This window comes from Streptomyces sp. NPDC091371, from assembly GCF_040684275.1.
Classification (GTDB): domain Bacteria; phylum Actinomycetota; class Actinomycetes; order Streptomycetales; family Streptomycetaceae; genus Streptomyces.
Genome location: NZ_JBFBFP010000001.1, coordinates 348,603 through 368,911, shown reverse-complemented (window position 1 = coordinate 368,911; position 20,309 = coordinate 348,603). Strand labels below are relative to the sequence as shown.

Annotated in this window: 20 protein-coding genes; 9 read left to right on the top strand and 11 right to left on the bottom strand. The window is 72.8% G+C overall.

Features of this window, described 5'->3' with window-relative positions:
• Position 1: 1 nt before the first annotated feature.
• From AB0O21_RS01855 to AB0O21_RS01840, 4 genes are all read left to right on the top strand, one after another.
• Positions 2–1,339 (top strand): histidine kinase, encoded by a 1,338-nt coding sequence (locus AB0O21_RS01855; RefSeq protein ID WP_365164947.1) that lies wholly within the window; start codon positions 2–4, stop codon positions 1,337–1,339.
• The gene (locus AB0O21_RS01850; RefSeq protein ID WP_365164945.1) at positions 1,336–2,007 is read left to right on the top strand and encodes a response regulator transcription factor; all 672 of its coding nucleotides are present in this window, start codon (positions 1,336–1,338) and stop codon (positions 2,005–2,007) included. The genes AB0O21_RS01855 and AB0O21_RS01850 overlap by 4 nt, the downstream gene beginning before the upstream one ends.
• A gap of 88 nt (positions 2,008–2,095) precedes the next feature.
• Positions 2,096–3,439, top strand: coding sequence for a histidine kinase (locus AB0O21_RS01845; RefSeq protein WP_365164942.1), 1,344 nt, complete (start codon positions 2,096–2,098; stop codon positions 3,437–3,439).
• Positions 3,436–4,095, top strand: coding sequence for a response regulator transcription factor (locus AB0O21_RS01840; RefSeq protein WP_365164940.1), 660 nt, complete (start codon positions 3,436–3,438; stop codon positions 4,093–4,095). Before AB0O21_RS01845 ends, AB0O21_RS01840 begins: the two co-directional genes overlap by 4 nt.
• Here the strand turns inward: AB0O21_RS01840 and AB0O21_RS01835 are convergent.
• Positions 4,065–5,048, bottom strand: a complete 984-nt coding sequence (locus AB0O21_RS01835; RefSeq protein ID WP_365164937.1) for a DJ-1/PfpI family protein — start codon at positions 5,046–5,048, stop codon at positions 4,065–4,067. The genes AB0O21_RS01840 and AB0O21_RS01835 overlap by 31 nt on opposite strands.
• A 127-nt stretch (positions 5,049–5,175) precedes the next feature.
• Between AB0O21_RS01835 and AB0O21_RS01830 the strand changes: the two genes are divergently transcribed.
• Both AB0O21_RS01830 and AB0O21_RS01825 read left to right on the top strand, forming a co-directional pair.
• The gene (locus AB0O21_RS01830; protein WP_365164934.1) at positions 5,176–5,823 is read left to right on the top strand and encodes an HD domain-containing protein; all 648 of its coding nucleotides are present in this window, start codon (positions 5,176–5,178) and stop codon (positions 5,821–5,823) included.
• 20 nt (positions 5,824–5,843) lie between these two features.
• On the top strand, positions 5,844–7,046 hold the full coding sequence (locus AB0O21_RS01825) for a cytochrome P450 (protein WP_365164931.1): 1,203 nt from the start codon (positions 5,844–5,846) through the stop codon (positions 7,044–7,046).
• A 12-nt stretch (positions 7,047–7,058) separates the two neighbouring features.
• Here the strand turns inward: AB0O21_RS01825 and AB0O21_RS01820 are convergent, their stop codons facing one another.
• Both AB0O21_RS01820 and AB0O21_RS01815 read right to left on the bottom strand, forming a co-directional pair.
• Positions 7,059–8,654, bottom strand: coding sequence for an ABC transporter permease (locus AB0O21_RS01820; RefSeq protein WP_365164928.1), 1,596 nt, complete (start codon positions 8,652–8,654; stop codon positions 7,059–7,061).
• Complete coding sequence (locus AB0O21_RS01815; protein ID WP_365164926.1) at positions 8,651–9,553, bottom strand: ABC transporter ATP-binding protein; 903 nt, start codon at positions 9,551–9,553, stop codon at positions 8,651–8,653. The genes AB0O21_RS01820 and AB0O21_RS01815 overlap by 4 nt, the downstream gene beginning before the upstream one ends.
• 75 nt (positions 9,554–9,628) lie before the next feature.
• Between AB0O21_RS01815 and AB0O21_RS01810 the strand changes: the two genes are divergently transcribed.
• Entirely contained in the window at positions 9,629–10,144 is a 516-nt protein-coding gene (locus tag AB0O21_RS01810) for a MarR family transcriptional regulator (RefSeq protein WP_365165422.1), read from the top strand.
• Entirely contained in the window at positions 10,141–11,007 is an 867-nt protein-coding gene (locus AB0O21_RS01805; protein ID WP_365164924.1) for a DUF1963 domain-containing protein, read from the top strand. Before AB0O21_RS01810 ends, AB0O21_RS01805 begins: the two co-directional genes overlap by 4 nt.
• 65 nt (positions 11,008–11,072) lie before the next feature.
• Here the strand turns inward: AB0O21_RS01805 and AB0O21_RS01800 are convergent, their stop codons facing one another.
• Positions 11,073–12,023 carry a diacylglycerol kinase gene (locus AB0O21_RS01800; protein WP_365164922.1) on the bottom strand — a complete coding sequence of 317 codons (951 nt, stop codon included), beginning with the start codon at positions 12,021–12,023 and terminating at the stop codon, positions 11,073–11,075.
• Positions 12,024–12,186: 163 nt separating this feature from the next.
• Here AB0O21_RS01800 and AB0O21_RS01795 point away from each other — a divergent pair, with 163 nt between their 5' ends.
• Positions 12,187–13,470 (top strand): adenylosuccinate synthase, encoded by a 1,284-nt coding sequence (locus tag AB0O21_RS01795; RefSeq protein ID WP_329383053.1) that lies wholly within the window; start codon positions 12,187–12,189, stop codon positions 13,468–13,470.
• 75 nt (positions 13,471–13,545) lie between these two features.
• Here the strand turns inward: AB0O21_RS01795 and AB0O21_RS01790 are convergent, their stop codons facing one another.
• The 7 genes from AB0O21_RS01790 to fbaA all read right to left on the bottom strand — a co-directional run bounded on the left by AB0O21_RS01790 (position 13,546) and on the right by fbaA (position 20,114).
• On the bottom strand, positions 13,546–14,424 hold the full coding sequence (locus tag AB0O21_RS01790; protein WP_365164920.1) for an alpha/beta hydrolase: 879 nt from the start codon (positions 14,422–14,424) through the stop codon (positions 13,546–13,548).
• Positions 14,425–14,595: 171 nt separating this feature from the next.
• Entirely contained in the window at positions 14,596–15,801 is a 1,206-nt protein-coding gene (gene kynU / locus AB0O21_RS01785) for a kynureninase (protein ID WP_365164918.1), read from the bottom strand.
• The gene (locus AB0O21_RS01780; RefSeq protein ID WP_365164916.1) at positions 15,794–16,639 is read right to left on the bottom strand and encodes a tryptophan 2,3-dioxygenase family protein; all 846 of its coding nucleotides are present in this window, start codon (positions 16,637–16,639) and stop codon (positions 15,794–15,796) included. Before AB0O21_RS01780 ends, kynU begins: the two co-directional genes overlap by 8 nt.
• 160 nt (positions 16,640–16,799) lie before the next feature.
• Positions 16,800–17,213: a DUF3151 domain-containing protein gene (locus tag AB0O21_RS01775; RefSeq protein WP_365164914.1), complete on the bottom strand. Its 414-nt coding sequence runs from the start codon at positions 17,211–17,213 to the stop codon at positions 16,800–16,802.
• A 68-nt stretch (positions 17,214–17,281) separates the two neighbouring features.
• Positions 17,282–18,010 (bottom strand): BTAD domain-containing putative transcriptional regulator, encoded by a 729-nt coding sequence (locus AB0O21_RS01770; protein WP_365164912.1) that lies wholly within the window; start codon positions 18,008–18,010, stop codon positions 17,282–17,284.
• A 127-nt stretch (positions 18,011–18,137) separates the two neighbouring features.
• Entirely contained in the window at positions 18,138–18,929 is a 792-nt protein-coding gene (locus AB0O21_RS01765; protein ID WP_365164910.1) for a ScbR family autoregulator-binding transcription factor, read from the bottom strand.
• Between the two features lie 162 nt (positions 18,930–19,091).
• Positions 19,092–20,114 (bottom strand): class II fructose-bisphosphate aldolase, encoded by a 1,023-nt coding sequence (fbaA, locus tag AB0O21_RS01760; RefSeq protein ID WP_365164908.1) that lies wholly within the window; start codon positions 20,112–20,114, stop codon positions 19,092–19,094.
• Positions 20,115–20,309: the final 195 nt, after the last annotated feature.

Here is a 20,309-nt window from a genome sequence, read left to right as displayed (position 1 = left end):
TGTGATCAAGCAGCCCGTGCCCCTGGCCGACCGCCCGAAGTCCGGCAGCGCCGAGGGCGGTGCCCGGGCCCGCTCGCTGACGTTGGAGCTGTTCACCCTGCGGTGGGATCCGCTGCCCAGGATGACCCGGCCGCGATGGCTGGCCCGGCTGCCCCATGTGCTGGTCGGCTACGTCGCGGTCCTGTGCGGCTTCCTCACCACGGCGCAGCTGAGCGACGAGTACCACGTCACCGGCGGCCCCCCGCTGGTGGTGGCGCTCACGACCGGCGTCTCCATCGCCCTCGCGATGTTCCGTCCGCTCGCCGGGTGGTGGCTCGCCCTGCTCGCGGCGGGCGCCGGTGCCTGGGTCATGTACGCCCACGTCGGTCAGAGCCAGCCCTGGCCCTGGACTCCCGTCGGCCTCTTCGCCTTCGCCGCGGTGATCCTGCTGGTCGCCCTGCGGGTACCGCCCCGGGTCACGATCGCGGTCGTCCTCGTCTCCCTGGCCTGTGACGTCCTGGCGGAGATACTGCTGAAGCCGGAGCACAGCACCTCCACCGTGGCCGGGGCCGCCCTCCTCTTCGGGTTCACGGGCGTCCTCGGGTACGCGCTGCGCGCCCTGCGGCTGGCCCGCGGCGAGCTGGTCGAGCAGGAGACCCTGACCGAGGAGGAGCGGAGCCGGCGCACCCTGCTGGAGGAGCGCAGCCGGATCGCGCGCGAGCTGCACGACGTCGTCGCGCACCACATGTCCGTCATCTCCATCCAGGCCCAGGTCGCCCCGCACCTCGTGGAGAATCCGTCCGAGGAGCTCAAGGAGAACCTGGCGGGCATCCGGGAGAACGCGCTGGAGGCCCTGACGGAGCTGCGGCGGGTGCTGGGCGTGCTGCGCTCCGAGCATCCGGACGACCCGGCGAACCCGCACCACCCGCAGCCCACCCTCGCCGAGCTGGACGGCCTCGTGGACAACGTGCGGGGCGCCGGGCTCGATGTCACCGTCGAAGTCGCCGGAGTGCGCCGGGCATTGACCCCGGGTGTGGAGCTCACCGCGTACCGCATCGTCCAGGAGGCGCTCAGCAACTGTCTGCGCCACGCGCCGGGTTCACGGGTGGAGGTCGGTATCGCCTACGGGCCGCGGGACCTGCACCTGTGCGTGGCCAACACCGCTCCGAGCCGGCCGGCGCCGCCGTCGCACGGTGCGGGGCACGGGCTGCTGGGGATGCGGGAGCGGGCGGGCATGCTGGGGGGCGAACTGGCCGCCGGGCCGCGCCCCGAAGGCGGGTACGAGGTGACCGCGGTACTCCCGATGGATCCGCAGGACCTGTCCGGCGGATCCTCCCCCGAGACGAAGAGGAAGTCATGAGCACCCCGATCAAGGTGATGATCGCCGACGACCAGATGATGGTCCGTCAGGGCTTCACCGTGCTCCTCAACGCCCAGCCGGACATCGAAGTGATCGGCCAGGCCGTGGACGGGGCCGATGCCGTCGCGAAGGTCGCCGAACTGGCCCCGGACGTGGTCCTGATGGACATCCGCATGCCGGGAATGGGCGGCATCGAGGCCACGTCCGTGATCACCGGCGTCCCCGGCGCCGACGTGAAGGTGCTGGTGCTGACCACCTTCGACCTCGACGAGTACGTGTACGAGGCGCTGCGGGCCGGCGCCTCCGGCTTCCTGCTCAAGGACGCGTCGGCGGAGCAGCTCGCGGAGGCGGTGCGCGTGGTGGCGGCCGGTGAGGCGCTGCTCTCGCCGAACATCACGAAGCGGCTGATCACCGAGTTCTCTCGGTTGGGTGCGCCGCGCGCGCCGTCGCGGGCGCGGATCGACGAGCTGACCGAGCGGGAGACGGAGGTGCTGTCGCTCGTCGCGCAGGGCCTCTCGAACGCGGAGATCGCGACGCACCTGACGGTGGCGGAGCAGACGGTGAAGACCCATGTGGGCCGGATCCTGGTGAAGCTGGGTCTGCGGGACCGGACGCAGGCGGCGGTGTTCGCGTACGAGACGGGTCTGATCCGTCCGACGGGCTACTGATCTGCCCCGGGTAGTACTTGAGGGGGACGCCGGGAAATCCCCATCGGCGGCGACGCGGGCTACGGGGCCCGGGACCTACGGTTCTGTTATGAGCGAGACGACCACCGGGGGGACAGCCCGGACACCTGAGTTCCGACTGGCATCGGGGGTGATCGAGACCCTGCGCCAGGACCTCGTCACGGATGCCTTCGCCTACCGGCCGCTGCCGCTGCTGGAGGCGCCCGGGCGCTTCGTGCGGCGGCTTCCCCGGGCGATACGTCAGTACTTCCCGTGGACGCGGTACGCGATGGTGGGGGCACTGGCCCTCTTCGTCGTGGTGTTCACGGCGGGCTCGCAGTCGAGCTACCTCGGGGATACCGGCGAGCTCCTCATGGGGATGATGGCCGCGGCCCCGGTCCTCATGACGCTGGTGCGGCCCGTTGCCGCGTGGTGGGCGGCCGTCGCGTTGACGGTGGTCTTCGCCGCGCTCGGCAGTGGCGGGGCCTGGCCGTGGACCCCTGGCAGCTTCCTCGCGTACATCGCCGTCATGGTCCTGGTCACCCTGCGGACCGGCCCCCGGGTGGCGGCCTGGATGTGGACGCTCACGCTGGCGCTCGGCTTCGTCCTCGGGGTGGTGTTCAGGAACAGCTACGGGTACGGCTACGGGGCGGGGACGAACCTGCCGGAGATGGCGGTGTCCTCGGCGTTCGCGCTGGTGATCGCGAGCAGCATCCAGATACGCCGCCATGCCAGGGCCGAGGTGAGCGCGCAGCAGGAGGTCACGGCCGTCGAGCGGGACAAGCGGACGCTGTTGGAGGAGCGGACGACGATCGCGCGGGAGCTGCACGATGTGGTGGCCCACCACATGTCGGTGGTGGCGATCCAGGCGGAGGCCGCGCCGTACCGGGTGAAGAACCCGCCGCCGGAGCTGGAGGCGGCGTTCGCCACCATCCGGGAGAACGCGGTGGCGGCCCTCACGGAGCTGCGGCGGGTGCTGGGTGTGGTGCGCTCCGCGGACTACGAGGCGCCGGACGCCCCTCAGCCGACGCTGGCCTCCCTGGACGGGCTGCTGGCCAATGTGCGGGAGGCCGGGCTGAGTGTGGACAAGACGGTGACGGGCGCGGTGCGGGAGCTGCCGCAGGGGGTGGAGCTGTCGGCGTACCGGATCATCCAGGAGGCCTTGAGCAACACGCTGCGGCACGCGCCGGGCGCGGAGGCGGGGGTGGAGATCAGCTACGTACTGGGCGGGCTGGGGATACGGATCGTCAATGAGGCGCCGACCGGCGATGTGCGGCCCTCGCCCGGGGCGGGGCACGGGATCACCGGGATGCGGGAGCGGGTCGCCATGCTGGAGGGGGAGATGACGGCCGGCGGGACACCCGGGGGCGGGTACGAGGTGGCGGTGTTCATACCCGTGCCCAGCCGTCCGGTCCCGGAGGAAGGGCCGGCATGACGATCAGGGTGCTGATCGTCGACGACCAGATGATGGTGCGCGAGGGGTTCTCCGTCCTGCTGGGCGCCATGGAGGGCATCGAGGTCGTGGGCGAGGCCGTCGACGGCCGGGAGGCCGTCGCGCAGGTGGCGGCGCTCCGGCCGGACGTGGTGCTGATGGACATCCGGATGCCGGAGATGAACGGGCTGGAGGCGACGCGGGAGATCGTGGCCGCCGACACCAACGCGAAGGTGCTGGTCCTGACGACCTTCGACCTCGACGAGTACGTGTACCAGGCGCTCAGGGCCGGGGCCTCGGGGTTCCTGCTCAAGGACGCCTCGGCCCGTCAGCTGGCGGACGCGGTCCGGGTCGTGGCCGCCGGGGAGGCCTTGCTGGCGCCCTCGGTGACCAAGCGGCTGATAGCGGAGTTCTCGAAGCTGTCGGAGGCCCGCAGGTTCACCGATCCCGCGGGCGTCGGGGAGTTGACGGATCGGGAGACGGAGGTGCTGGTACTGATCGCGCAGGGGCTGTCCAACGCGGAGATCGCGGACCGGCTCGTCGTCGCGGAGTCGACGATCAAGACCCATGTGAGCCGGATCCTGGTGAAGCTGGGGCTGCGGGACCGGACGCAGGCGGCGGTGTTCGCCTACGAGACCCGGCTGGTCACCCCGGCATAGGGCTCGGCGGTCCGGGTGGTGCGGAAGCGGGACGCGTAGGCGGAGGGGGTGGTGCCGAGGTGGCGGGCGAAGGCCCGGCGGAGGGATTCGTCGGTGCCGAGACCGCTGCGGCGGGCCGCTGCGGTGACCGGTTCTCCCTGCTCCAGCAAGGTCCGGGCGACTTCCAGCCGGAGGGTCTCCAGGTGGGCGGCGGGTGTGGTGCCGGTGTGGGCCTTGAAGAGACGGGAGAGGTGGCGGGTGCTGAGGCCTGCGCGCCGGGCGAGGGCCGGGAGGCTGTGGTCGGCCGCGGGGTCCGCGGCCATGGCGTCGAGCAGGGGGCGCAGCACCGGGTCGCGGGTGGGAGAGGTGCGGGAAGCCGCCGAGAACTGCGACTGACCGCCGGGGCGCTGCAGGAACACCACCAGGTCGCGGGCGACTCGGCGGGCGGCGGCGGGGCCGAGGTCCTGTTCCACGAGGGCCAGGCAGACGTCGATGCCGGCGGTGACTCCGGCGGAGGTGAGCACGGGCCCGTCCTGGACGTAGATGGCATCGGGGGTGACGGTGGTGCCGGGGTAGGAGCGGGCCAGGTCGGCGGCGTGCTCCCAGTGGGTGGTGGCTCTGCGGCCGTCCAGGAGGCCCGCGGCGGCGAGAGCGAAGGCGCCGGTGCAGACGGCGGCGATCCGGTCGGCGCGGGCCGCCAGCCGGGATACGAGGTCGACCAGTTCGGGCCGGGTGCGCAGGGTGGCCAGGTTCGCGGGGCCGGGGACCACCAGGGTGGCGGTGCGGTCGACCGCGTTCGCCGGGAGGTCGGAGTCGATCCGCAGGCCGGTGGAGGTTCGGACGGGGGCGCCGTCGGGGGTGCAGACCTGGACGGCGTAGGGGCCTCCGGCGGTGGAGAACACCTCCAGCGGTGCGGCGACGTCCAGGAGACGCACGCCGTCGAAGGCGAGGACGGTGATCGTGTGGGTGCCCATGAGGGCACGGTAGCGGGAAGGGGTGTCCGAATGTGTGGGGTGTGTGGCCACAGGGACATGGCGGGCGGGAGGCCGGCGCGAGGAGGCTGGAGGCACGTCGAGAGGAGCGATCGTGAGGAGGCACAGCATGGAAGCGCAAGGGAACACGGCTGCCGGGGTCACGGTGCCGGAGGGGAAGCTCGCCGCGGAGGCGACCGAGCTGGTGCGGGACACGACCAGCGAGTTGATCTACCACCACTCGCGGCGGGTGTACTGGTTCGGGAGCCTCCAGGGTCGGCGGCGGGGGCTCGCCTTCGATCCGGAACTGCTCTACGTCGGGGCGATGTTCCACGATCTGGGGCTCGGCGAGCGGTTCCGGGCGAGCGGGCGCCGTTTCGAGGTCGACGGGGCGGACGAGGCCCGGCGGTTCCTGGAGCGCCACGGGATCCCGGAGGACGGCATCCGCCGGGTGTGGACGGCGATCGCACTGCACACCACCCCGGGGATACCGGAGTTCATGGAACCGGAAGTTGCGCTGGTGACGGCGGGCGTGGAGTACGACGTGCTGGGCATCGGCTTCGACGACATCGACGCGGCCGCCCGCGCCGAGATCACCGCGCTGCACCCCCGCCCGGACTTCAAGCGGCGCATCCTGCGGGCTTTCACCGAGGGGATCGAGCAGAAGCCGGACACCACGTTCGGCAATGTGAAGGCCGATGTCCTGCGGCACTTCACGCCCGGCTTCACCCCCGGGGATTTCGTGGAGGTGATCCGGGGCTCCCGGTGGGAGGACTGACACACCCTTAGGGTGCGGGGATGGGCTTTGATCCGTGGGATGCCGAGTTCGTCGCCGATCCGTATCCGGCGTACCGGGAGTTGCGCGCGCAGGGGCGGGCCGTGTGGTGGGAGGCCACCGGGCAGTGGCTGGTACCGCACTACGCCGATGTGAGCGCGCTGCTGCGGGACCGGCGGCTGGGGCGGACCTACCTGCACCGGTTCTCGCACGAGGAGTTCGGCCGCGAGGCCCCGCCGGCGGAGCACGAGCCCTTCCACGTGCTCAACGGCAACGGCCTGCTGGACCTGGAGGACCCCGCGCACGCGCGGGTGCGGAGGCTCGTGGCGAAGGCCTTCACCCCGCGCACGGTGGAGCGGCTCGTGCCCGCCGTGCGCGGCCTCGCCGAGGGGCTGGTGGGCGGGCTGCTCACGGACGGGGGCGGGGACCTGCTCACGGCCGTCGCCGAGCCGCTGCCGGTGGCCGTGATCGCGGAGCTTCTGGGGGTGCCGGAGGCGGACCGGGGGCTGCTGCGGCCCTGGTCGGCGGACATCTGCGGGATGTTCGAGCTCCGGCCGGACGAGGAGACGGCTCGGCGGGCGGTGCGGGCGAGCGTGGAGTTCAGCGCGTACCTGCGGGGCCTGATCGCCGAGCGGCGGGCACGCCCCGGGGAGGATTTGATCTCCGGACTGATCGCCGCCCACGATGACGAGGGCCGGCTCAGCGAGCAGGAGATGATCTCCACCTGTGTGCTCCTGCTGAACGCCGGCCACGAGGCCACGGTCAACACGACCGTCAACGGATGGTGGGCGCTGTTCCGCAATCCCGCCCAGTTGGCGGACCTGCGGCGGAATCCCGAAAAGTTGTCCACAGCTGTGGATGAACTGATGCGGTACGACACGCCCCTGCAGATGTTCGAGCGCTGGGTGCTCGACGAGATCCGGATCGGGGACACCGCCATCCCCCGCGGGGCCGAGGTCGCCCTGCTCTTCGGGTCGGCGAACCGGGATCCCGCGCGCTTCGCCGACCCCGACGCGCTGGACCTCGTACGGGCCGACAACCCGCACCTCAGCTTCGGGGCCGGGATCCACTACTGCCTGGGGGCACCGCTCGCGCGCCGGGAGCTGGAGGCCTCGTTCGGGGCGCTGCTGGCCGAAGGCGTCCCGCCGCTGCGGCTCGTCGAGGAGCCGCGGTGGCGGGACGGGTATGTCATCCGGGGGCTGGAGAGCCTGCTCGTCGAGTTCTGAGGGGCAGCGGGCCTAGGCGGGCATGTCCCGGCGGCGCAGGGCGGTCAGGCCGGCCGTGGTGAAGGCCGCCGCCAGGGCCGTCAGGGTCAGCAGCGGGGCCCAGGCCAGGGCCTCGGCGCCCGGGAGCTTCGGCAGGTGGGCGAAGGGCGAGAGGTCCAGGACGGCCTGCGGGAGGTCCAGCGCCGGGCCGATCCAGCCCAGGGCGAGCGCGGTCCCGGCCACCGCCCAGGCGGCCACGGCGTACTTGGGGGCCGCGCCGTACAGCAGGGCCGCGAGGGCTCCGGTCACCCACACCGCCGGGAGCTGCGCGAGCGTGGCGGCGACCGTCCCCGGCAGGTCCTGCCCGTGCCCGAGCCCGAGGCCGAGCCCCGCCAGCAGCAGGATCAGCGCCGATCCGCCGAAGGCCACGGCCAGGTGCCCGCCGGCCCAGCGCAGCCGGCCGACGGCGTTGGCCAGCAGGGGTTCGGCCCGCTGCCCCGACTCCTCGCCGGCCAGGCGCAGCACCGAGGCGACGACGTACAGGGCGACGACCAGCCCGAACATCCCGGCCATGGTGGCGAGGAACGCGTCGGTGAGCCCGCTCTGCCCGGCAGCGCCTTCGCCCCCGCCCATCCGCTCGATGATCTCGCGGGTCTTGTCGTTGCCGCCGACCAGGTCGGCGGCGCCGTCCGCCATCCCGCCGAAGACGACCCCGGCGATCAGGAAGCCCGTGCTCCAGCCGATGACGCTGCCGCGCTGGAGCCGCCAGGCCAGCGCGCCCGCCGTACCCAGCCGCCCCTCGGCCGGCCCGGGCCGGGCCGGCAGGAAGCTCATGCCCACGTCACGCCGCCCGGCCAGGGCGTAGGCCGCGCCCGCCTGTGCCACCGCCGCGGCGGCGAGCAGCGCGAGCACCCACCAGCGCTCCGAGGCGAAGGCCCGTACGTGCTCCACCCAGCCGAGCGGGGAGAGCCAGGTCAGCGGCGACTCCCCGGCCGCCGTACCCGCGTCGCCCGCCGCCTTCAGCACGAAGGCGGCGCCCAGCACGGCGGCCGTGATCCCCTTCGCGGCGCGGGCGCTCTCCGTCAGCTGGGCGGCGACGGCCGCCGTGCCCGCGAACAGCATCCCGGTGCCCGCGAGGGCCAGCCCGAGGGCGAGGGCGCCGGGTGCGCCCTGCCCGGCGAGGGCAAGCGTGACGAGCAGGGCCACGCAGGTGTTGGCGGCGAGCGCGGCGAGCAGGGCTGCGGTCAGCGGGGCCCGCCGCCCCACCATGGCGGCGGAGAGCAGCTCCTGACGGCCCGTCTCCTCCTCCTCGCGGGTGTGCCGGATGACGATCACCAGGCTCATGACGGCGGCGAGGACGGCGCCGTAGACCCCGGCCCGCCAGGCGGTCAGGCCGCCGAGGGAGTCGCTGAAGACGGGCCCGTACAGGGCGCGCATCGAGCTGTTGGCGTTCATGGAGGCGGCGGCCGCGGCCCGTTCGGCGGCGGTGGTGTACACCTTGCCGAGCGCCCCGGGCATGCTCGCCACCAGCAGGGCGGTGACCAGCACCCACACGGGCATCAGCACCCGGTCGCGGCGCAGGGCGAGCCGCAGCAGTGCGCCGGTTCCCGCCAGTTGGCCGTTCTTCATCGCGACGCCCCTTCCGTGCTCTCGCTGTAGTGGCGCAGGAAGAGCTCTTCGAGGGTGGGCGGGGTCGAGGTCAGCGACCGCACACCGGAGGCGGCGAGGGAGCTCAGGACGGCGTCCAGCTTGTCGGTGTCGGCCTGGAGGCGCACCTTCAGCCCCCGCACCTCGACGTCGTGGACGCCGGGCAGGTGGGCGAGGCCGTTCGGCGGGCCGGCGAGCTCGGCGCTGATCGACGTACGGGTGAGGTGGCGCAGCTCCGCGAGGGTTCCGGATTCCACGGTGCGGCCGTTGCGGATGATGCTGACCCGGTCGCAGAGGGCCTCGACCTCGCTGAGGATGTGCGAGCTGAGCAGGACGGTGCGCCCTGCGGCGCGCGCCTCGGCGACGCAGCTCTGGAAGACCTCCTCCATCAGCGGGTCCAGGCCGGACGTGGGCTCGTCGAGGACGAGCAGTTCGGCATCGGAGGCGAAGGCGGCGACGAGGGCTACCTTCTGCCGGTTGCCCTTGGAGTACGTGCGCCCCTTCTTGGTGGGGTCGAGCTCGAAGCGCTCCACGAGCGCGTTCCGGCGGGCCCGGTCGAGGCCGCCGCGGAGGCGTCCGTACAGGTCGATGACCTCGCCGCCGGAGAGGTTGCGCCACAGGGTGACGTCGCCGGGGACGTAGGCGATGCGCCGGTGCAGCGGGACGGCGTCGGCCCAGGGGTCGCCGCCGAGGAGTTCGGCGGTGCCGGAGTCGGCGCGCAGCAGGCCCAGCAGGACCCGGATGGTGGTGGACTTCCCGGACCCGTTGGGGCCGAGGAAGCCGTGGACCTCGCCGGTGGTGACCGACAGGTCGAGTCCGTCCAGTGCGCGGGTGCGGCCGAACGCCTTGTGGAGGCCGGCAACGCTGATTGCCTTCGTCATACTTCTGAACGTACGCTACTTTCACAAATTTGTGAAGCTCGGAAATCGCGTAAAGTCGGGAAGGTGGCTGACGACATGGATGTACGGGCGGACGCACGGCCGGAGGCGCGGCCGGACGCACGGAACGAGGAGGCGGTCTCCCGCTTCGTCGAGCGCTTCGCCGCGCAGCTGACGGAGGCGGGGATGCAGCGGATGGCCGCCCGCGTCTTCGCGCAGCTGCTGGCGAGCGACGGCGGCGCGATGACCTCGGCCGAGCTGAGCGAGGCGCTCCAGATCAGCCCGGCGGCGGTGTCGGGGGCCGTGTCCTACCTGACCCAGGTCAACATGGTCAGCCGCGAGCGCGAACCGGGCTCCCGCCGCGACCGCTACGTCCTGCACAACGAGCTCTGGTACGAGACCTTCACCCGCCGCGACCAGGTCCTCACCCTGTGGGAGAAGACCCTGCGCGAGGGCGCGGCCGGCCTGGGCACCGACTCCCCCGCCGGGGCCCGCATCGCGGAGACGGCGGCCTTCTTCGAGTTCATGCAGCACGAGCTCCTCGGCCTGATGGACCGCTGGCGCGCGCACCGCGAGGGGCTGAACCTCACGTGAGACCCGCCACCTTCACCACCCCGCCCCGTCCGGTGGCCGTCGAGGAGCTGTTCCCCGAGCTGGCCCCGCTGCGCCGCGAGGCGGTACGCCTGCACCCCCGCGCGGGTGCCCCGACCCGCGACGACAGCTCCGTCGGAGGCCCCCTGCTGTGGCCGGCGGACGAGCCGTGGCCCGTCTGCGACGAAGAGCACTGGGAGTTCGAGAGCAACGTCCGGCACGAGGCGCCGGCGCCCTACGTGCCGATCGTGCAGGTCTACCGGGCCGACGCGCCGACCGTGCCGTACCCCGAGGGGACGGACCTGCTCCAGGTGCTGTGGTGCCCCTACGACCACGAGGACTGCGCCCCGCTGCCGCAGGTCCGCTGGCGCGATTCCACTGCCGTCGGGGCGGCCCTGCCCGCCCCTCCCGCGGATCCCGGGGCTCCGCGGGAGTACGTGCCCAGGGCGTGCGCGGTGCACCCCGAGGTCGTGACGGAGTACCCCGATGCCGACCTGCACGAAGACCGCGAGCTGTACGACGTGCTGCGGGACCGCTTCGACCGGCTGGAGCGCGAGACGGGCTGGGACTACCACTACGACCTGTCCGTCGCCCCCGGGATCAAGCTGGGCGGCTACCCGGGCTACTGCCAGGGGGCCTGGTGGCCGGAGTGCGCCGGCTGCGGGCAGCGCATGGAGCACCTGCTCACGGTGGCGAGCTGGGAGTACGACGGGGCGTGGCGCTGCTGGCTCCCGGTCGAGGACGCGGGCCGTACGCCCGATGAGGACGAGGTGCCGGGCCTCGAGCTGGGCGGCGCGGGCGGCGTGTACGTCTTCGAGTGCCGGACCTGCCCCGGGCGCCCGACCGCCCACTACTTCGACAGCTGAGCCGGGGCGGGTCGGGGCGGGTCAGGGCGGGTCGGGGCCGGGGCGGAACCGCCCCGCCCCCGGTCTCACCGCTGGTGCGGCAGCGTCAGGCCCCACGCCCCCGGCCGCAGGGTCCACGTACGCCGCCGGACCGGGCCGGTCACCGTGTGGTCGGCCCGGTAGCGGAAGTCCGCCCCCGACACCGTCACCGACCGCACCCGGGCGACCCGGGGACCACCGGAGCTCGCCCCGGACCCGGACCCGGACCCGGACCCGGACCCGGAGCCGCCGGATCCGAAGCCCGCGCCGAGGCCCGACCCGAACCCGGACCCGAACCCCGACCCCGAGCCGGACCCGGCCCGGACCACCACCTCCGCCAGCCCGTCCCGCGCCGCCACCGACACGTCGAGCACCGGCTCGTCCACATCGGCCAGCAGCACCCCGTCGGCCTCCACCCGCAGCCCGCCCCGCGCCCCCGCCGCGCCGGGCACCGGCGGGCGCACCAGGGTGCGTACGAGCGAGCGGTATGCGTTCCACACCGACGGCGCCGCCGGGCGGGCCGGGGCCCCGTCGGCCGACGGGATCCGCAGGTCCCCCAGCACCACCCCGTCGCTGTCGTCGACCAGCAGGTCGCAGACCCGGACCGCGCCGTCCAGGACCGCCCGCGCCGCGGAAACGGCTGAAAGCGGCACGCCGAGCGACCTCGCCAGCCCCAGTGACCCCACTGGCCCCACGGGAATCAGGGAAACCGCCCCGTCGGACAGCCCCCTCTCCCGGTGCAGCAGCCCGACGGCCCGCACCAGCGCCCGGTCGTCACCCACGATCACCGGCCGCCGATGACCCCGGCGGGCGAGTGCCCGCGCGAACTCCTCCTGCGATTCCGGGAGGCAGATTTTCGCCGCCGCGCCCGCTGACAACACATCTTTCGCGATCCGCACGGACTCGCCGTCAAGACGGCGGGCGACCGGGTCGACGAGCACGAGCAGGCCGCCTACCGGCGCGCCCGCGTGGCTCATGGTGGGCTCTGGAGCCGACACCTCGGTCCTTCCTCGGGTAGCATCTTTGTGCAAGAGGCCCTTGCGCTATTGCGCCAGGGCCTTCGTCTATTCCGGGGTACCGGTCCGACGGCTCAGCCTGCGGTGTACATCGTCGTACGCCCCCTGACCTTGGACATGCCCCATCCGGAAGAGGTGTACGCCTGTGCCCGCTCTTGTGCTGCTCGGAGCTCAGTGGGGTGACGAGGGCAAGGGAAAGGCCACCGACCTGCTCGGTGGATCCGTTGACTATGTAGTGCGCTACCAGGGTGGCAACAACGCCGGCCACACGGTCGTCGTAGGCGACCAGAAGTACGCGCTGCACCTTCTCCCTTCCGGCATCCTCTCCCCCGGATGCACCCCGGTCATCGGTAACGGCGTCGTCGTCGACCCGGCCGTCCTGCTCTCCGAGCTGCGCGGCCTGAACGAGCGCGGCATCGACACCTCCAAGCTGCTCATCAGCGGCAACGCGCACCTGATCACGCCGTACAACGTCACCCTCGACAAGGTCGGCGAGCGCTTCCTGGGCAAGCGCAAGATCGGTACGACCGGCCGCGGCATCGGCCCGACGTACGCGGACAAGATCAACCGCGTCGGCATCCGCGTCCAGGACCTCTACGACGAGTCGATCCTCACCCAGAAGGTCGAAGCGGCGCTGGAGGGCAAGAACCAGCTCCTCGCGAAGCTGTACAACCGCCGCGCGATCGACGCCGCCCAGATCGTCGAAGAGATGCTCCAGTACGCGGACCAGATCAAGGGCTACGTCGCCGACACCACCCTGATCCTCAACAACGCGCTGGACGAGGACAAGGTCGTGCTCTTCGAGGGCGGCCAGGGCACGCTGCTCGACGTCGACCACGGCACGTACCCCTTCGTCACCTCCTCGAACCCGACCGCGGGCGGCGCCTGCACCGGTACCGGTGTCGGCCCGACGAAGATCAGCCGCGTCATCGGCATCCTGAAGGCCTACACGACCCGCGTCGGCGCCGGCCCGTTCCCGACCGAGCTGTTCGACAAGGACGGCGAGGACCTGCGCCGCATCGGCGGCGAGCGCGGCGTGACCACCGGCCGCGACCGCCGCTGCGGCTGGTTCGACGCGCCGATCGCGCGCTACGCGACCCGCGTCAACGGCCTGACGGACTTCTTCCTCACCAAGCTGGACGTGCTGACCGGCTGGGAGCAGATCCCGGTCTGCGTCGCGTACGAGATCGACGGCAAGCGCGTCGAGGAGCTCCCGTACTCGCAGTCGGACTTCCACCACGCGAAGCCGATCTACGAATACCTCCCCGGCTGGTCCGAGGACATCACCAAGGCCAAGACCTTCGAGGACCTGCCGGCGAACGCCCAGGCGTACGTCAAGGCCCTGGAAGAGATGTCGGGCGCCCCGATCTCCGCGATCGGCGTCGGCCCCGGCCGCACCGAGACGATCGAGATCAACTCGTTCCTCTAGGCAGTCCACCCGAAGGGGCGGTGCGCGTCTCGCGCACCGCCCCTTCGGCATGGTTCGACGGGTCGGAGCCGGGCCCTACCAGGCCAGCTGTGAGATCTCCTCCGCCACCACCGCGCACGCGTCCGCCGCCGGGTCGATCAGCGGGAAGTGGCCGATGCCGTCCAGCAGGGTCAGGCCGACCGTCTCCCCCGCTTTGGCGGCCGCGGCCACGTACGCCTCCGCCACCGCCGCCGGGACCACGATGTCCTCGCGCCCGTGCACGACCGCCGTGGCGATGCCCGTCGGCAGCAGCGCCGCCGGGTCGGCGTACGGCAGGCGGTCCGCGAAGTGGGCGGGGCCGCCCAGCAGCTGCGCGGACGCGCCCCCGCACACCCCCAGTCCCTCCGCCACCGCGAAGTCGGCGATCGGGGCCAGCGCCACCACCCCGCGCAGCGGCGGCGGTGAGGCCAGGCGCCACGGGGAGTCGTACGGGAGCACGTGCCGGGCCGCGGCCCACAGCGCGAGGTGGCCGCCCGCCGAGTGGCCCGTGACGACGGTCCGGCGCACGTCGGCCTGCGGGAGGGCGGCCACGGCGAGGTCCGGGAGGGCGTCCATCGCGGCGGCCACGTCGTCGAAGGTCTCCGGCCAGCGCCCGGCGACCGGTCCCTCGGCGTTCTGGTGCGGCAGGGAACTCCCGCGCCGGTACTCGACATTGGCGACGGCGAAACCCCGCCGGGCCAGGAAGTCCGCGAGCGGGGTGGCGTGCTGCCGGTCGTACGGGGCCCGCCACGCACCGCCGTGCAGCAGCACCACCAGCGGGGCCGCGCCCGGGGAGTCGCCGCGCGGGGCGTAGAAGTCCACGACCTGGTCGGGGTGTTCCCCGTACGCGGCCGTCGCGTCCGGCGCGACGGCCGGATGGGAGAAGGCCGAGGCGGCCTCGGCGGCGTCCCGTTCCACTGCGGCGGGGTCCGTCATCGGCTCAACCTTTCGGTAACGCGTGGGACAGCGGGGACTGGTGTTCCGGTGTTCCGGCAGAGCGGGACCGTATCAGTCTGGAACGGAACGTTCCGTGCTGAGATCGGAATACGGCCGGGCGGGCGGAGCCGCAGCCCCGCCCGCCCTGTGCGGTGACGTTTCGCTACCGGGTCACCCGAAAATGTGACCCAGCGTGCGCGCGGCGCGCTCCACATCGGCGAAACCGACGTAGAGCGGGGTGAAGCCGAAGCGCAGGACGTCGGGGGCGCGGAAGTCGCCGATGATGCCGCGGGAGATGAGCTCCCCCATGACCTCGCGGGCGTTCTCCGTGCGCAGTGCCACCTGGCTGCCGCGCTGCTCGTGCGGGGCCGGGGTGATCGACTCGACCTTGCCCTGCGGGACGTACGCCGCCACGCATGCGAGGAAGAAGTCGGTCAGGGCGAGGGACTTGGCCCGTACGGACTCCATGGCGACCCCGTCCCAGGCGTCGAGCGCCGTCTCCAGGGCCAGCATGGACAGGATGTCCGGGGTGCCGACGCGGCCGCGGCGCGCGTCGTCGGCCGGGCGGTAGTCCGGGGTCAGCGCGAAGGGGTCCGTGTGGCTGTTCCACCCGGGGAGCGGGGAGTCGAACTCCCGCTGGTGGCGGGCGGCGATGTACAGGTACGCGGGGGCGCCGGGGCCGCCGTTGAGGTACTTGTACGTGCAGCCGACGGCCAGGTCGACGCCGTGCGCGTCGAGGCCGACGGGGAGCGCGCCCGCCGAGTGGCACAGGTCCCAGACCATGATCGCCCCGGCCGCGCGGGCGGCGGCGGTGACGGCGGGGAGGTCGTGGAGGCGGCCGGTGCGGTAGTCGACGTGGTTGAGGAGGACGACTGCGGTATCGCCGTCGATCGCCCCGGCCGCGTGCGCCGGGTCCACCGGGGTGACGGTCAGTCCGGTCATCCGGGCCGCGGACGCGGCGATGTAGCCGTCCGTGGGGAAGGTGGACGCGTCGACCAGCAGTTTCGTCCGGCCCGCGGGCGCGAGGCGGGCGCCGCCGACGAGGGCCTTGAAGAGGTTGACGCTCGTCGAGTCGGCGACGACCACCTGGCCGGGGGCCGCGCCGAGGAGGGGGGCGACCTTGTCGCCGACCCGCTCGGGGGCGGTCCACCAGGCGCTCTCGTCCCAGGACCGGATGAGGAGTTCGCCCCACTCGCGGGACGCGACGTCGGCGAGGCGGTCGGTCACTCCGGCGGGGAGCGCGCCGAGGCTGTTGCCGTCGAGGTAGACGACTCCGTCGGGCAGGACGAACCGCTCGCGGAGCTTGCCGAGCTCGTCTGCGGCGTCCAGTTCCGCGGCGCGGGCCGTCAGGTCCTGTATCGGGTTCGTGTCAGACATGGCTGCGGGCCGTCCAGAGCTCCGGGAACACGTTCTTCGTCGCGCGCTTCTCCAGCCAGGTCACGCCGGCCGAGCCGCCCGTGCCCGTCTTCGCGCCCATCGCGCGGCGGGTCGCCACCAGGTGGTCGTTGCGCCAGCGCCAGACCAGTTCGGCCACGTCCGTGAGGACCTCGCCGAGGCGGTGCAGGTCCGGGTGCTCGTCCGGGGCGGCGTACAGGCCCGTCCAGACGGCCTCGACCTCGGGCGAAGCCTCGTACCGCAGGGAGAGGTCGCGGTTCAGGACCTCCGCCGGGACGGGGAGGCCGCGGCGGGCCAGCAGGCGCAGGACCTCGTCGTAGAGGCTCGGCTCCTGGAGGGCCTTCTCCAGCTCCGCGTGGACGCGCGGGGCGCCCCGGTGCGGGACGAGCATGGAGGACGACTTCTCGCCGAGCAGGAACTCCATGCGGCGGTACATCGCCGACTGGAAACCGGAACCCTCGCCGAGGGCGGCGCGGTACGCGTTGAACTGGCCCGGGGTGAGCTGGGCGAGGGGGCGCCAGGAGGAGTTGAGGGCCTCCAGTTCGCGGAGGGATCGTTTCAGCGCGTCCATCGCGACCGGGATCCGGTCCTCGCCGAGGGCGCGGGCGGCCGTCTCCCATTCGTGGACGATGACCGTGAACCACAGCTCCATGACCTGGGTCGTGACCAGGAAGACCATCTCGCCCGGGTCGTCCGAGCGGAGGTGCTGGAGGTGGGTGAGGACGTCCGCCTGGACGTAGTCCTCGTACGGGGTCGTGCCGTCGAAGTCGAGGTTCGGGGTGTCCGAACCGGCTCCGGAGGCATCAAGGGTGTTCGACATCGCTGTCTCCTCGACACGTGCTTCCGGGTAGCGGTCCGCTCCTTCCGTGAGGCAAGTGGAGCCCCGGTCCCCTGTCCGCATCATAGGACGCCGTCGAGCCGCCGCTCCAGCGAAGTGTGGCGCAGGTCACAGTGGACCTGCGCCACACCGTCCGCCGGGCTCAGGCGGTCAGGGTGTCCGCCGCCGTCGGGGAGGAGTCCCGCAGGAAGGTCGAGCAGCGCTCGTACTCGTCCTTCTCGCCGATCGCCTCGGCCGCGCGGGCCAGGGCGTGCAGGGCGCGCAGGAAGCCGCGGTTCGGCTCGTGCTCCCACGGCACCGGGCCGTGGCCCTTCCAGCCGGCGCGGCGCAGGGCGTCGAGGCCGCGGTGGTAGCCCGTACGGGCGTACGCGTACGACTCGACGGTGCTGCCGGCCGCGAAGGCCTCGTCGGCGAGGATCGCCCAGGCGAGGGAGGAGGTCGGGTGCGCGGCGGCCACCTCGGCGGCGGGGGTGCCGGCGGCGATGGCCTCGCGGCCCGGCTCGTCGGGGAGGTGGGTGGGGGCGGGGCCCCCGAGCAGGTTCTGGTGAATGGACATGCCCCCAGTCTGCCGGGCTCCCCGCCCGCGTGGTGGGCGCCCCACCCGCACCGGCGGCGCGGGCGCGCTCAACGCGCGGGGATGCACCGCGTCGGGCGGGCGGCGGAGCGGGCGGAGCTCCGGCCGGGCGCGGCGGGAGGCGCCGTGCGGGCGGGCGTACGGAGGGGGCGCGGCCGGTTCCAGCCGGAGTCTTCCACGCCGATCGGGGTGAACTGCCGTACCGGCGGCACGAGTCCGGGCGCGTACGGGATCCCGTCCCCGGCCTGCCCGGCGGAGCCCGGCCCCTGCTCGCGCTGCCGGTCGAGCGCCAGGTGGGCCTCCACCCACTGCTCCACGACCGCCTTCCGGGCGGCCTCCAGTTCCACGATGCGCCCGGCGAGCCGGGGCCCGGGGGTCACCCCGTCGAAGGCCGGGCCCTTCCAGAGGCGGAGCGCGCCGCGCAGCAGGCGGGCCGCGGCCGCGTGGTCGCCGCGGGCCATCGCGCACTGCCCCGCGGCCGCCTCGCGCTCGAACTCCCGCGCGTCGAGGCGCCCTCCGGCGGTGTCGAGGAGGTAGCCCCCGGGCGTCCGCACGAGCGCGGTCCGCTCGCGGAACAGCCGTGCGCAGCGCTCCAGCACCGAGTGGACCCGCTCCGGCGGTACGCCCGCCCCGAGTTCGCCCGCGAGCACCGCGACCGGCACCACCCGGTCGGCGTACGCGGCCAGGACGGCGAGGACCCGCAGCTCGGACGGCGCCGTCGGCGCGAGCGGCACGCCGTCCTCCAGAAGGGTGAGCCCTCCGAGTACGTCAATGTCCACAGTCTTCTCCCCAGCACAAGGCAGAGCCCGTCGACCGGACTCGACTCGGAAAAAGAATATCGACAGTTATGTTTTGGGTCGCCGCCGCCCCCCGGGAAGGGGTCAAGCGGCAGGAGGCGTACGGGGATCAGCCGGCGGCGAGCGCCCCCGCGGGCGCCTCCACGGGCGCCTCCACGAGCGCCCCCGCGGGCGTCCCCGCGGGCGGCTCGAAGGCCCCCGCCCCGGCGAGCCGGACGGCCCGGCGGGCCGAACAGTCGCAGTGCCGCTCCCCGTTCGGGCCGTGCATGGCCCTGGAGCCGCGGTCCGGCGCGGTGTCGAGCCGGGCCGCCACGGCCGGGTACACCAGGCTCGGCATCACGCTCGTGTAGAGCGCCGAGACCTCGCGGTCCAGGTCGAGCCCGAGGGTCTGCGACATCACGTTGAGCCCCGCGAAGGAACCGACCACCAGCCGCGCCGGCTGCGCCGGATCCACGTGCGGGAGCAGCTCGCCGCGCTCCTTGGCCTCCACCATCAAGGCGGTGTGCAGGTCGATCCACCCCTGGTAGGGGGCCGCCCGGTCCAGCCCCCGGCCGCTCTGCTCCAGGGTGAGCCGCGCACTGCCGCGCAGCAGCACGTCGTGCCGGAGGAGGTGCGAGAAGACCATGCCGACGTCGACGAACTCCTGCGCCCTGAACTCCTGCGGGATGACGGGAGGGTAGGTGCTCACCTGGGCGTCGATCACCGCCTGCGCGAGGTCTTCCTTCGAGTCGAAGTGGAAGTAGAGCGCGCCCTTGGTGACCTCGGCCAGCCGGACGATGTCCGACAGCTTGGCGCTGTCGTAGCCCCGGTCCTCGAACACCACGGCGGCGGCTTCCAGGATCGCCCGGCGCGTGCGCAGCGCGCGGTCCTGCTTCACCTGCGGTCGGTCAGCTGCCCTCATCGCAAACATACCTCCGGGTACGGATCTCTCCGTACAGTCCACAGCACCGCGGAGCCGCCGTCCACCGGCTTATCACCCCTGTCTCACCCGTCACATGAGAAACAAAGGGCCCGGCCGCCGTCCTGGGACGGGGCCGGGCCCTTCGATGCGCGGTGGAGACTGCTACTTCAGCTTGGTACCGGTGGAGCGCAGGTTCGCGCACGCCTCGGCGACGCGCGCGGCCATGCCGGCCTCGGCGGCCTTGCCCCAGGTGCGCGGGTCGTACTTCGACTTGGTGCCGACCTCGCCGTCGACCTTCAGGACGCCGGCGTAGTTGCTGAACATGTGGTCCACGACCGGGCGGGTGAAGGCGTACTGGGTGTCGGTGTCGAGGTTCATCTTCACGACGCCGTTCTCCAGCGCGGTGGCGATCTCCTCGGCCGTGGAGCCCGAGCCGCCGTGGAAGACGAAGTCGAACGGGGAGGCCTTGCCGAACTTCTCGGCGACACCGGCCTGGAGGTCCTTCAGGAGCTCGGGGCGCAGGACGACGTTGCCCGGCTTGTAGACGCCGTGCACGTTGCCGAAGGAGGCGGCCAGCAGGTAGCGGCCCTTCTCGCCCAGACCCAGGGCCTCGGCGGTGCGGATCGCGTCCTCGACGGTGGTGTACAGCTCGTCGTTGATCTCGTGGCTGACGCCGTCCTCCTCGCCGCCGGTCGGGGTGATCTCGACCTCAAGGATGATCTTGGCGGCGGCGGCCTTGGCCAGCAGCTCCTGGCCGATGGCCAGGTTGTCGGCCAGGGTCTCGGCGGAGCCGTCCCACATGTGCGACTGGAAGAGCGGGTTCTGACCCTTGGCGACGCGCGCGGCGGAGATGTCGAGCAGCGGGCGGACGTAGCCGTCCAGCTTGTCCTTGGGGCAGTGGTCCGTGTGCAGCGCGACCGTGATGTCGTACTTGGCGGCCACGATGTGGGCGAACTCGGCCAGGGCGACGGCGCCGGTGACCATGTCCTTGTTGTGCTGGCCACCCAGGAACTCCGCACCACCGGTGGAGATCTGGATGATGCCGTCGCTCTCGGCCTCCGCGAAGCCGCGCAGTGCAGCGTGCAGGGTCTGGGAGGAGGTCACGTTGATGGCCGGGTAGGCGAACTTGCCTGCCTTCGCCCGGTCGAGCATCTCGTTGTAGACCTCGGGGGTTGCGATGGGCATCTGCCGGCTCCTTGGATGTGCGGGGAGTGTGCTTCTTGCGGGCCCTGACCTGGGGGCGACGTCATCGTCGCGCCTATCTTTCCAGACTCGGCGCAGCCGTCCACCCCACCGGCATCACGGTGCGGGCGCGGCGGGCCGGGGTGTTTCACGTGAAACATCCCGGCCGCCCGGAAAAGGCCAGGTCAGGACTGGGCG